This is a genomic window from Gilliamella sp. (assembly GCF_024104075.1).
In the GTDB taxonomy this organism is placed as follows: domain Bacteria; phylum Pseudomonadota; class Gammaproteobacteria; order Enterobacterales; family Orbaceae; genus Gilliamella; species Gilliamella bombi.
In genome coordinates this window covers 72,183-84,735 of sequence record NZ_JAGGHR010000007.1, presented here as the reverse complement: position 1 = coordinate 84,735, position 12,553 = coordinate 72,183, and the positions used below count along the sequence as shown (strand labels likewise).

Sequence of the window (12,553 nt, the reverse complement as noted above, 5' to 3'; positions counted from 1 at the left end):
AAGCACTATTTGAATATATTGAAATCTATTATAATCGGATACGCCGTTATTCAGCCAATGGCTGGGTATCACCTGAATAATATGAACAACAATATTACCAAAACGAAAAATGATAGAGGCGGGCACTGTCTAATATTTTGGCGAGGATCACCGTATTTTAGGAAATATAATTTTCTCATTTATCGCCGCCACATTTCCCTGGAATTCTGATTTCTTTAGCTTTGACTTCAACTGAAGACTTAAATATCATAGCAATTACAGGTCTATCCATCTTTCTGATTCCAATATAAATATATAATTTATAAGATTCATTTTAATTTACTTAACTTCAAAAGTATTTCCTTATAATCATTTTTGTAAAAATCATTTTTAGCTTTATTATACATTTTTTCAAAAGAAGCTATAAATTTATCTAAGTAATTGTCTGGAATGCATTCATTACGATTTAAAATCTTTTTTATTTCAATGTAAAAATTTCTTTCTGATTTCGCTTTTGGACTGATATTTAAAATTGATAAGATATAATCCCATTTTTTATCCTCCATATAAAACTGTGGGAAATTAGTAATAAATAAAGAAACATAGTAATCTATTTTCTTAACATTTTTCAATTCATTAAAAAATTTAAAAAAATTATCTAAAGGGGGGAGATTATATCCTTTTATCATATTTCCTATGCAAGATACTATATTTATAGTAGCTTCTTTGGTTAAATTTTCATTTTTATACAAGTATATTAATTTTTCAGCCAATGCAACATCGGAAAAAAACTCTTTATAGTACAAAGATCTTTCTTTTCTACTAAATTTTTCTAAATCAGATATTAGCTCTGATAGTTCTATAAGATCATTTTGTCTATCCCAACTTTTAATTTTATAAGTAAGAATATTCAAAATATCGATATTTTTTTTTAATCGTGTCATCTAGCATGTTCCTTTACTGATAAATTTACCTTACTCATTAAAAAAGTTGTATGAATTAGTGTAGTCGATCCACATGATATAGCCATTGATTATATGGAGCTCGGTAGCCCTTACCAAAATGGCTATATTGAACGATTTAATCGTACCTATCGTACTGAAGTACTCGATTTATATCTTTTTAACAACTTAGCGCAAGCAAGGCAAATAACCGAAGTATAACACCGAAAGACCGCATGATGCATTAAATAACATGACACTGTTCAAATATAAAACATTAAAACAGGCAGCTTCATTTTCTACGTCAGTTGTGTACTAAGTTTGAGGTAGTTACAATGAAAGTATAAATAATGCCAGTAATTCTTATATATTGGTTTATCTTTTGTATTTGCTTTAGTTGCCTTTGGTCACTTTATGATAGAATAATGTTTTATTACTTAATATCTAAATAAAAACCACCAATAACTATGTCATTAATTAATCTTACCAATGCTTATCTTTCATTTAGTGATGCGCCGTTGCTTGATCATATCGATATGTCTATTGAGCCAAATGAGCGTGTTTGTCTTGTTGGCCGTAACGGTGCTGGAAAATCGACTTTACTTAAAGTTTTAAATAAAGAAGTGCCATTAGACGAAGGGCAAATTATTTATGAAAATAATGTGATTGTTTCACGATTGCAACAAGATCCTCCTCGTGATGTGCAAGGTAGTGTGTTTGATTTTGTGGCAGAAGGATTACACGAACAAGCACAGTTATTACGAGATTACTATGATTTAGCTCATCGTGTTGAGCACGATCCTTGCGAAAGTAATTTAGATAAATTAGCTAAAATGCAAGAACAGTTAGATCATCAAAATGGTTGGCAATTAGATAGCCGTATTCGTAATGTTATTTCTTCATTATCGCTTGATGGTGACGCGTTGTTGTCTTCGTTATCGGGTGGGTGGTTGCGTAAAGCCGCATTAGCCAAAGCGTTGGTTTGTCAACCAACAGTTTTATTGCTTGATGAACCAACCAATCATTTGGATATTCAAACCATTAAATGGTTGGAAGATTTTTTGAAAAGTTTTAATGGCAGTATTGTGTTCATTTCCCATGATCGTTCGTTTATTCGTCAAATGGCAACGCGTATTATTGATCTGGATCGAGGTAAAATTGCGTCTTGGAGTGGGAATTATGATAACTATTTGCTTGGTAAAGAAGAAGCATTGCGTGTTGAAGCGTTGCAAAATGCAGAATTCGATAAAAAACTTGCCCAAGAAGAGGTCTGGATTCGGCAAGGTATTAAAGCTCGCCGTACACGTAACGAAGGGCGAGTGCGAGCATTAAAAGCAATGCGTCAAGAATATAGCAAGCGACGCCAAGTTATGGGTAGTGCTAAAATGCAAATCGAGGAGGCATTACGTTCAGGAAAAATTGTTTTTGAGCTTGAAAATGTGACATATCAGATTGAGGATAAGTTACTAGTTAATGATTTTTCTGTGCAAGTATTACGTGGTGATAAGATCGCTCTGATTGGTCCTAATGGTATTGGTAAAACAACTTTATTAAAACTGTTGTTGGGTAATTTGACACCAACATTAGGTAGTGTGCATTGTGGCACTAAGCTTGAAGTGGCTTATTTTGACCAGTATCGGTTAGAGCTCGATCCTGAAAAAACAGTGATGGACAATTTAGCCGAAGGTAAACAAGAGGTAATGGTAAATGGTCGTTCACGCCATGTACTTGGTTATTTACAGGACTTTTTATTTCCGCCTAAACGTGCCAGAACACCTGTACGAGCACTGTCTGGTGGGGAGCGTAATCGTTTATTGCTGGCTAAACTATTTTTAAAACCTAGCAATTTATTAATACTTGATGAACCAACCAATGATCTTGATATTGAAACATTAGAATTGCTAGAAGAGTTAGTGAATGATTATCAAGGAACTGTCTTGTTGGTTAGTCATGATCGGCAATTTGTTGATAATGTGGTCACTCAATGTTGGTTTTTTGAAGAAAAAGGCCATATTGGTGTTTATGCTGGTGGTTATGCCGATGCTCTGCAACAACAGCAGCAAGCACAACCAGTTAAAGTAACGACAGTTAATAAACTTGAGCAACCTAAAAAAGAATTATCTGCTACTAATAATCAAAGTAGTGAGCGAACCGCTAAAAAGAAAGTTAAACTGAGTTATAATGAACAACGAGAATTGGCACAATTACCAAGCAAAATAGAACAATTAGAATTAGAGATTACTGATTTACAAGCACAAATTGGTCAAAGTGACTTTTTTAATCAAACTCATGAAATTACTAGTCCAATTTTACAATCTTTGGCAGATAAAGAGGCTGAATTAGAAGCTGTTTTTGAAAGATGGGAACAGTTAGAGTCTTTAAGTAAATCATAAGGTAAATGTTAGTATTTTTCAGCATTATTTATTTGTGTTATAAAATAAATAATGCTGTTTCCTTACCCTAAGGTTTTTATATAATATTTTTTACATAACCCTTTTTTAAATAACCGTTTTATTATTCCATAATTTTCTAGATAAAAAGTAGAATAATAATAGTGCGATGATGACAAAACACGCACCAACATAACCAATGTAATCAATTGAAAGTAAAATTAATACCTTACTGCCTATAAAAGCACCGCCTCCTATTCCAATATTGAAAATACCAGAATAGACTGAAGTGGCTATATCTGTGGCATCGGGTGCGGCATCAATTACTTTGCTTTGCATAACCATTCCAATAATTGTAATGGAAAGCCCCCAAATTAAACATTGAATGATTGCAGTATAAAGCGTGAATGAACAGACATAAAGCGATAATAAGCAAGTAATCAGTAATAGCATAGGGATGATGAAAATTGCGGTTGGATTTTTTTCAGCATATTTTGCAAAAATAACGCTACCAATCATTCCAGAAAAACCTACAACTAATAATAAAAGGACGATAACATTTTGATTAAATCCACCAATATTTTTCATGAATGGCGTAATATAGGTATAGGCAGTAAAGTGACCTGCAATAATAATGGCAATTAATAAATAAATGTTTAGCAGTATTGGGCGTTTTAATACCATTGGAATATCTTTGATAGAGATAATATCCATGCTTGGTACAGTAGGCAATAAGCGGAGTAGTAATATCATCACGCAAAAAGCGATACCAGCAATACATAAAAAAGTCACGCGCCAGCCAACGAGTTGTCCTATGATGGTGCCAATTGGAATGCCTAGAATGGTTGCCATCGATACGCCAATAACAATAAAGCCCATTGCTTTAGCTTTTTTACCATTGGGCGCTAACCGAACTGCAAGTGGTGTTGTAATTGCCCAAAATACCGCATGTGCACAAGCAATACCAATTCTTGCTATCATTAAGCTGTAAAAATTCCATGCGACTCCAGCTAAAATATGACTACCTATAAATAGGCAAAATAAAAGGATAAGTAGCTTCCTTCGTTCCATTTTTGATGTTAATACTGTGAGTGGCAATGATAATAGCGAGACAGCCCACGCATAAATGGTGAGTAATAATCCCGCATGAGCTACGTCCATTGAAAAGCTTTCAGCAATATTGGGTAATAGCCCGACAGGTACAAATTCCGTTGTATTAAAAATAAATGCCGCAAATGCAAGACAAAGAATTGATGACCAAACCCGAGATCGGTTAATACTATTATTCATGATTAAGATTTTGGAGGGAATATTAGATTACTTTTGATTATAACTGAATATGTTTGTCTATTAAATAGTTGCTAAGAATAAATCTTAAACTTAATCGCCACCAATATTAGTATTTGAGGGCGATGTTTCATTATAGCGATTTATTCTAGTGCTTTAGCTGCAGCTAGGACTTTGTCATAATCAGGTTCAGAAGAGGTTTCTTTGACATATTCCACATAAACAATTTTGTCGTTTTTATCAATGACAAATACAGCTCGAGAAAGTAATCGCAACTCTTCAATAACAACTCCATATTTTAAACCAAAGTTGAGTTCTTTATGATCTGAGGTGACTTTAACGGCATCAATACCTTCAGCAGCACAGTAGCGATTTAAGGCAAAAGGTAGATCGACGCTAATTGAAAATATCACTGTGTCTTTTAATTTTGCCGCTTCGACGTTAAAGCGATGCACTTGAGCACTACATACTGAGGTATCAATGGATGGAACCGAATTAATAATTCTGATTTTACCTTTAAAATCGGACAATTTAATGGGCTTCATTTTTAAATCTTGCACGATAAAATTGGGCGCTGTGTCGCCAACTTTAATTTGTGTGCCTAACAAAGTAATAGGTGCTCCGCGCATGGTGATTTCATTAACTCTTTTTTGCATAACATTTTCCTTAGTGTTGTGACGAATCACGTTGTTGACAGTGTAATGTCTTCCAATGAATTGGAGTTGTTGCACTTGTTAGGGATAAATAGATTTAGAACTGTTCCAATATAGAACTAAAACAACTTCTGAACAATACTTGAATTTGTTTTAAGTGATGAATTAGCCGATTTCTATTATTGTTAATAATGTTATTGTTCAAAATGATGAATAAATTTGAGTAGTTATCGAATTAATAGAAATGATATGTAATTAGTATTGGCTGTTTTTACAGCCAATAGTTGGATTTTTAAGTTACAATGTCTTAAAAGCAATATCAGGCAAAATCGCTTCACCTTGCCAATATAACTCACTAGCAATACTGCCTGCAATTTGATAATAAAGTTGGCTAAATTCGCTATCAGGGTGGTTAATGACAGTGGGCTTTCCTGTATCAAGATCTTGGCGTAACATTTTTTGAAGTGGAATTTGCCCTAGCAATTTGGTTTGATATTGCTCAGCTAAATGTTTTGCACCACCTTCACCAAAGATGGCCTCATGATGTCCACAATGTTCGCAAATGTGGTAACTCATGTTTTCAATAATTCCTAGTGTTGGTATGTTTACTTTATTAAACATGGTAATACCTTTTTTTGCATCGATTAAAGCAATATCTTGAGGAGTTGTGATAATCACAGCAGCAGTAACTGGAATGTTTTGCGCTAGGGTTAATTGGATATCCCCTGTGCCTGGAGGCATATCAATGACAAGATAGTCGAGTTCTGGCCAAAGCGTATCTTGTAAAATCTGTAATAGTGCTTTACTTGCCATAGGTCCACGCCATACCATGGCACCATTAGGATCAACTAAATAACCAATGGAATTACTAGCAAGCCCATATGCCATGATTGGTGTCATATGTTTATTATCGGGTGTTAAGGGTTGCTGGTTTTCTGTACCTAGCATGGTTGGGATCGAGGGACCATAAATATCTGCATCTAAGATCCCCACTTTAGCGCCTTGTTTTTGTAAAGCTAGCGCAAGATTGACCGCTGTTGATGATTTACCCACACCGCCTTTTCCTGAGCTTATTGCGATAATGTTTTTTATATTATTAATGGCATTTTGGTTATTAGCACGTTTTAAAGTAGCAATTTTATATTCAATATGCCAGTCAACTTCATTAACGCTGTTAAGTTTAAGTAATTTTGGAGTGGTTATTTTTTTCAATTCTTCAAAAGTAGATTGCCAAGCGAAAGGCATTGTTAAATTTATAGTTAAGTGGTGATTAACTATTTCGCATTTTTTTATTGCCCCAAGTTCAAGTAAATTTTTTTGTAGAGTTGAATGAATAAAATTTTCAAGAATTTTTTTTACTTCAGTGTTCATTATGGTTATCTCTTTATGCCTCAGTATTTATACTCGTTTCATTTCCAATTACCTTGTATTAAAAGCGTAAAATACCTTAAATAATAAGGCGGTAAACAGTAAATTGGTTTACCCTCATAAAAATGATTATTTTCTGTTTGAAATATGAATTGAGTATATAAATTTTATCAAATTATGGCATAAATCTAGCGATAATCCCACGATTGATGTACTATTTCTGCCATTATGTAAAAAAGGGTAATAAATCAACATGACAACTCAACGCAAAATATTGGTGACTTGTGCACTTCCTTATGCCAATGGTGCAATTCACTTAGGTCATATGCTAGAACACATTCAAGCTGATGTATGGGTACGCTATCAACGTATGCGTGGTAATGAGATCTATTTTATTTGTGCTGATGATGCCCATGGCACGCCAATTATGCTCAAGGCTCAGCAATTGGGGATTACTCCAGAGCAAATGATTAGTGAAGTTAAAACCGAACATCAACGTGATTTTTCTGGCTTTAATATTAGTTATGATAATTACCATTCAACACATAGCCCAGAAAATCGTGAGATATCAGAGCAAATTTATAAACGTTTGAAAGCGAATGGTTATATTAAAACTAAAGTTATTTCACAGCTATTCGATCCTGAAAAACAGATGTTTTTACCTGACCGTTTTGTAAAAGGTACTTGTCCACGCTGTAAAGCGCCTGATCAGTATGGTGATAACTGTGAAGTGTGTAGTGCTACTTATAATCCTATTGATTTAATTGAACCTAAGTCTGTGGTTTCGGGCGCTACGCCGATTTTAAAAGAGTCTGAACATTTCTTTTTTGATCTACCTGCTTTTTCAACTATGTTACAAGAGTGGATTCGCTCAGGAACATTACAAGATCAAGTTGCTAATAAAATGCAAGAATGGTTCGAATCAGGCCTACAACCGTGGGATATTAGCCGTGATGCACCTTATTTTGGATTTGAGATCCCCGATGCGCCTGGTAAGTATTTTTACGTTTGGTTAGATGCACCAATCGGTTATATGGGATCTTTCTTAAATTACTGTAATAAACAAAATAAACCAATTTTTGATGAGTTTTGGGACAAAAATTCAAATACAGAACTTTACCATTTTATTGGTAAAGATATCGTGTACTTCCATAGTTTATTCTGGCCAGCTATGCTTGAAGGTAGTGAATATCGCAAGCCATCGAATATTTTTGTTCATGGATATGTCACGGTTGACGGTGCAAAAATGTCTAAATCACGCGGTACTTTTATTCAAGCAAGTACCTATCTAAAACATTTAGATCCTGACTGTTTGCGTTATTATTATGCCGCTAAACTATCATCACATATCGATGATATTGACTTAAATTTAGAAGACTTTGTTCAACGTGTAAACAGTGATTTAGTCAACAAGGTCGTTAATATTGCTTCGCGTTCGGCTGGTTTTATTTATAAACGCTTTGACGGCAAATTATCAGATAAAGTGGCAGAGCCTGAACTGTATTCCTTGTTTGTTGAAAAAGCAGAAGTGATTGCTGACTACTTTGAACAACGCGAATCCGGCAAGGCAATTCGTGAAATTATGGCACTTGCTGACGAAGCTAATCGTTATATTGATGAAAAAGCGCCATGGGTGGTTGCTAAACAAGAAGGGCAAGATCAAACATTGCAAGATATTTGCTCAATGGGTATTCACTTATTCCGCATCTTAATGACCTATTTAAAACCAATTGTGCCTTCATTGGCTGAACGTACAGAAGCATTTTTAAATAGCAAATTAGAATGGAATGAAATTGATAATGCTTTAACAAGTCATAAAATTAATCAGTTTAAAGCCTTATTTAATCGTATTGATATGGATAAAATTACAAACATGATTGAAGAAACAAAACAACAAGCTGCATTAGCCCAACCGGCAAAACCTAAAGTTGCAGAGCCTATCGCTGACACGATTAATTTTGATGATTTTGCTAAAGTCGATATGCGCATTGCTTTAATTAAACATGCTTGCTTTGTCGAAGGATCCGATAAATTACTTCAATTAACACTTGATATTGGTGACGAAACCCGTAATGTGTTTTCAGGTATCAAGCAGTTTTATCCTGACCCAGATGTGTTAATTGGGCGTTTAACTATTATGATTGCTAACTTAGCTCCTCGTAAAATGCGCTTTGGTGTTTCTGAAGGTATGGTGCTTTGTGCGAGTGGTAAAGGTGATGATGAAGGTGTGTACCTACTATCACCAGATAGTGGTGCTAAACCAGGAATGCGAATTTCGTAATTGATACCTTTATTATAGAAGTCACATCTTAACAAGTTAATATGCTTGTTAAGATGTTTCTGATAACTATATGTTTCAGTATAAAAATTGCTAATTTGATAAATAATTGTAGTGTGAGTTTTTAGGATTGTTTTCTATATAAGTGTTTAGCTAACCAACTATTATGTAACTATTTATGAGTTTTTCTTTCTACTCTAAAAAATCTCATTACAGTTTGATAGAGCGCAATGAGTGTCCAAAAATAGAAACCAGTATTTAAATCAAGACATTTTATTTTTATACCTACTCAGGTTGAAGACGATACAACAACTATTTGTTATTCTTTTCTTTTACGTTAAAACTAAGTTAAGTCCATTATTAAGCAATAAATTTTGATTTATCAGGTAAATTAATAGAAATCCTAGCTAACACAACCGGAGGATTTGTGTTCTAGCCATTAATTAGTTTTATAATCTATTTTCAATATGGGTATTTTATTATTTTGCTTATCAATTGATGGCTTTATTAAGTTTATTATTGATTGGTTTTTATTAATATTTTAGTAAGTATTTTTAGGATAAACATGATAAAACTGATATCTAATATTACATTAAAACCGCTACCTAAAGGTAAAAGAGGTAAAATTAGTTCGCTTGTTGAAGTTGATGGTGTTTGCTATGCTGAAAAATTAGAAGGCCGCTTTTTAGAAATGGCTTTTAGCTATGATGACTGTTATGTTTTAATTTTTGTGATACAAGATGGCGGTCCTTGGGAAGAAGTTTTATTCATCTATCTACTTGATTCAAAAAAACACAATATCGTTGATCGTGCCAGAATTGGCGGTGGCGCATATGCTTGGCTTAGTGCTTGTGGTCTTTGTAATATTAAAATTTTATCTGACCATACGGTAAGTTTTGAATTTATGTCGTTTGAGGGGACTGATGGTTGGTTACTTAAACTTTTTAAAAAGCCTATAAAAACCTTTCCGTTTACACTTAGAAACCTATTTCATATCTGGCGGCCAATTTCATTTAAACGCCATTTTTTGATCGAAGTAAATAAAACTTCACTTTAAATCAATATGCTATGTTTCTCTTTTTATCCTGAAATTGGCAATCCAAATAACGATTGCCAAAGCTCAATTTTGTTAAAATTCATATTTTGCTGTTTGATTTAACATTGCATGTAAATTCGTTATTGTATTATTTTTGATTTTCTAACGGATTTCCTGAATAAGGAAATATGCTGTCTTTTAGTGAAAAAGAGAAATCTTTTGTATTAATCTCACCAATAACTTTGTTGCTATCGTATAAAGCCAGTAAAAAATCGGCCATTTGCTTTGCTGTATGGTACTTGGTAAAACTTGCATCATAATTGTAGTTACTGACATTATTGGCTTTTTCACCAAATTCTGTTTTTGTCGCGGCCGGAGCTAACACCTTTGCGGTTAATTGGGCGTTAGCTTGCTTTAATTCTTGTGCTAGCCCTTCGGTAAAGGCATTGACATAGAATTTTGTTGCGCAATAGGTTACCGCATTAGGAACGAGTGTATATCCACCACGGGAGGAGATGTTTATTAGTTGTGTCCCAGATTCATTTTGATATTTACGTACATACAGTGTTGAAAAAATTGTTAGGACTTCAATATTTAAATGAAGCATTGATTCGATTTTTCCTAAATCTTGATCGCTAACACTGCCGTAATGACCAAAACCGGCATTATTAATCCATGTTTCAATAAAATAGCTGTCTAAATCATTAAAAAGGGAATAAGCGTTGGTTGGTTGTGATAAATCACAAAGTTTTATAATTACTTCTAATGCTGGGGAAATTTTTGCAATTTCTTGTTGTAAAAGTGCCAAATTTTCTTGTCTTCTTGCAATAACAATAAGGTTTTTATTTCGTTTTGCAAAAGCATCAATGCTTGATTTACCAATATGTGAATCAGAATAAAAAAGATCATGTTTGGTCGTTTATGATTAATGGTGAAATAGTTAATATTCCTATATCAGGGACATTTCAAAGTAATCAGACTTCAGCGTTAGCGATAGCTGCGATTGAAGGACTAGGTATCACCATGTTGCCAGAATCTATGTTACAAGAACCAATTAAGCAGAAAAAATTATTTCCCATATTACAAAAATTTTTACCACCTGCCAAGCCGCTTAATATGCTTTATACTGCTGATCGTCAGCAACCACCAAAATTAAAAGCATTTATTGAATTTGTGTTGAATGCAATATCGTAATAGGTGTGTTTTTTATACATAATAAAAAAGGCGATTTGTTCGCCTTTTTTAACAGTTGTAATAAAAGAAACAATAGTTATTTTATCGTTACTAAAGTGCTCACTTCTTTCCCTAACATATTGTTTAAATAAACTAAATCGTTGGCAGTTAAGGTTCCTACTGCATATTTTAGTTGTAGTAAGCTAGTTAGATAATTATATTTTGCATCAGATAAATTTCGTTTAGAACTGTAAAGCTGAGTTGTTGCATTTAATACGTCAACGATTGTTCTTGTTCCAACTTGATAACCAGAATTAGTTGCTTCTAATGAGCTTTGTGCCGAAACAACTGCTTGTTGATAAGCTTTGATTGCGCTAATCGATGATGAAATATTGTTGTAGGATGAACGTACTTGGTTAATCACGCCACGATTAGTACTTTCTAATTTTTCGCTAAAACTCACGTAATTTTGTTGTGCTTGCTCAACTTTAGACATTGTTGCACCACCTGAAAAGATAGGTAGGTTTACACTGACGCCAACATAGTTATTCCCTGAATAAGATTTACCATGAGCGCCAGTCCCTACGCTATTACCGTATCTATCAGTTTTATTCAAATTAGTTGATGCATCTAAACTTGCTGTAGGTAAATGTCCCGCCTGTGAGAGTTTGATTTGTTCACGCGCTATGTCTTGATTTAACCTCATTGTTAATAAATTAAGATTAGATTTTTCAGATTGTTTTAACAGTGCGCTGATTTGTGCTGGTGATTCTGTTTTAAATGTATTGGTATTGACACTTGCTAAACTTGAATAAAAACGACCACTTACTTGGCGCAGTGCTTCAATGGCATTATTTAGATCATTTAATGCATTAACTTGTTGTGCAACAGTTAAGTCATAATTGGCTTGAGCGTTTTGTACATCAGTAATTGCAACTAAACCAACTTGATGTTGTTGACGAGTTTGTTCTAACTGACGGCCAATTGCTTTTTTCTGTGCATCAATAAAGCTTAATGCATCAAGTGCTTTTAATACATTAAAATAAGCGACAGAAGTATTTAAGATTAATGTTTGACCTTGGTATTGATAGGCAATATCAGCAATACTTGCTTGTTTTTTAGTAATATCTAAGGCTTTCCAATTTGTGAAATTAAAAATGCTTTGAGATACTGCGACTTGGTATAAGTTGCCGCTTTTAGATTTTACACCACTTGTATCACGTCGACCATGAGTAACACCATAGGAAGCACTTAAACCAACTTGTGGTAGTAAACTTGCACGAGAACCTGAAATTGCTGCGTATGCTTTATTTTTTTCAGCTAATGAACTGCGTAGATCTGGGTTAGTTTCTTTTGCTTGTTCATAAACTTGTATCAAATTTTCAGCAAAGACAGATTGGCTTAACGCTAAGCCAATTAAAAAGGTTAAGGTTTTTTTCATCAATCTT

General features: G+C 33.8%; 10 protein-coding genes and 1 pseudogene. 5 read left to right on the top strand and 6 right to left on the bottom strand.

Annotated features, from left to right (window positions below; translation table 11 throughout):
* Nucleotides 1–308: 308 nt before the first annotated feature.
* On the bottom strand, nucleotides 309–923 hold the full coding sequence (locus J6569_RS03770; protein ID WP_174798609.1) for a hypothetical protein: 615 nt from the start codon (nucleotides 921–923) through the stop codon (nucleotides 309–311).
* A gap of 78 nt (nucleotides 924–1,001) precedes the next feature.
* Between J6569_RS03770 and J6569_RS03765 the strand changes: the two are divergent.
* Nucleotides 1,002–1,239 (top strand): annotated as a pseudogene (locus tag J6569_RS03765) (transposase); the annotation flags it as partial.
* A gap of 148 nt (nucleotides 1,240–1,387) precedes the next feature.
* Entirely contained in the window at nucleotides 1,388–3,313 is a 1,926-nt protein-coding gene (locus J6569_RS03760; RefSeq protein ID WP_296317660.1) for an ABC transporter ATP-binding protein, read from the top strand.
* 105 nt (nucleotides 3,314–3,418) lie between these two features.
* Here J6569_RS03760 and J6569_RS03755 read toward each other — a convergent pair whose 3' ends face one another.
* From J6569_RS03755 to apbC, 3 genes are all read right to left on the bottom strand, one after another.
* On the bottom strand, nucleotides 3,419–4,600 hold the full coding sequence (locus J6569_RS03755) for a sugar transporter (protein ID WP_065589508.1): 1,182 nt from the start codon (nucleotides 4,598–4,600) through the stop codon (nucleotides 3,419–3,421).
* Between the two features lie 140 nt (nucleotides 4,601–4,740).
* The gene (gene tpx / locus J6569_RS03750) at nucleotides 4,741–5,253 is read right to left on the bottom strand and encodes a thiol peroxidase (RefSeq protein ID WP_085166029.1); all 513 of its coding nucleotides are present in this window, start codon (nucleotides 5,251–5,253) and stop codon (nucleotides 4,741–4,743) included.
* 294 nt (nucleotides 5,254–5,547) lie between these two features.
* The gene (gene apbC / locus J6569_RS03745; RefSeq protein WP_174798606.1) at nucleotides 5,548–6,621 is read right to left on the bottom strand and encodes an iron-sulfur cluster carrier protein ApbC; all 1,074 of its coding nucleotides are present in this window, start codon (nucleotides 6,619–6,621) and stop codon (nucleotides 5,548–5,550) included.
* 250 nt (nucleotides 6,622–6,871) lie between these two features.
* Here apbC and metG point away from each other — a divergent pair, with 250 nt between their 5' ends.
* Nucleotides 6,872–8,899 carry a methionine--tRNA ligase gene (gene metG / locus J6569_RS03740; RefSeq protein ID WP_296317658.1) on the top strand — a complete coding sequence of 676 codons (2,028 nt, stop codon included), beginning with the start codon at nucleotides 6,872–6,874 and terminating at the stop codon, nucleotides 8,897–8,899.
* A gap of 562 nt (nucleotides 8,900–9,461) precedes the next feature.
* On the top strand, nucleotides 9,462–9,953 hold the full coding sequence (locus J6569_RS03735; protein ID WP_296317656.1) for a hypothetical protein: 492 nt from the start codon (nucleotides 9,462–9,464) through the stop codon (nucleotides 9,951–9,953).
* A 127-nt stretch (nucleotides 9,954–10,080) separates the two neighbouring features.
* Here J6569_RS03735 and J6569_RS03730 read toward each other — a convergent pair whose 3' ends face one another.
* Nucleotides 10,081–10,800 carry an SDR family NAD(P)-dependent oxidoreductase gene (locus J6569_RS03730; RefSeq protein WP_366941235.1) on the bottom strand — a complete coding sequence of 240 codons (720 nt, stop codon included), beginning with the start codon at nucleotides 10,798–10,800 and terminating at the stop codon, nucleotides 10,081–10,083.
* Here J6569_RS03730 and J6569_RS03725 point away from each other — a divergent pair.
* The gene (locus tag J6569_RS03725; RefSeq protein WP_296317655.1) at nucleotides 10,785–11,126 is read left to right on the top strand and encodes a LysR substrate-binding domain-containing protein; all 342 of its coding nucleotides are present in this window, start codon (nucleotides 10,785–10,787) and stop codon (nucleotides 11,124–11,126) included. The genes J6569_RS03730 and J6569_RS03725 overlap by 16 nt on opposite strands.
* A 76-nt stretch (nucleotides 11,127–11,202) precedes the next feature.
* Here J6569_RS03725 and tolC read toward each other — a convergent pair whose 3' ends face one another.
* Nucleotides 11,203–12,546, bottom strand: coding sequence for an outer membrane channel protein TolC (gene tolC / locus J6569_RS03720; RefSeq protein ID WP_296301305.1), 1,344 nt, complete (start codon nucleotides 12,544–12,546; stop codon nucleotides 11,203–11,205).
* Nucleotides 12,547–12,553 lie beyond the last annotated feature (7 nt).

What these genes read in the sequence shown, in the direction of transcription:
- J6569_RS03770 (WP_174798609.1), bottom strand. Translation starts at nt 923, where the DNA reads ATGACACGATTAAAAAAAAATATCGATATTTTGAATATTCTTACTTAT.
- J6569_RS03760 (WP_296317660.1), top strand. Translation starts at nt 1,388, where the DNA reads ATGTCATTAATTAATCTTACCAATGCTTATCTTTCATTTAGTGATGCG.
- J6569_RS03755 (WP_065589508.1), bottom strand. Translation starts at nt 4,600, where the DNA reads ATGAATAATAGTATTAACCGATCTCGGGTTTGGTCATCAATTCTTTGT.
- tpx (WP_085166029.1), bottom strand. Translation starts at nt 5,253, where the DNA reads ATGCAAAAAAGAGTTAATGAAATCACCATGCGCGGAGCACCTATTACT.
- apbC (WP_174798606.1), bottom strand. Translation starts at nt 6,621, where the DNA reads ATGAACACTGAAGTAAAAAAAATTCTTGAAAATTTTATTCATTCAACT.
- metG (WP_296317658.1), top strand. Translation starts at nt 6,872, where the DNA reads ATGACAACTCAACGCAAAATATTGGTGACTTGTGCACTTCCTTATGCC.
- J6569_RS03735 (WP_296317656.1), top strand. Translation starts at nt 9,462, where the DNA reads ATGATAAAACTGATATCTAATATTACATTAAAACCGCTACCTAAAGGT.
- tolC (WP_296301305.1), bottom strand. Translation starts at nt 12,546, where the DNA reads ATGAAAAAAACCTTAACCTTTTTAATTGGCTTAGCGTTAAGCCAATCT.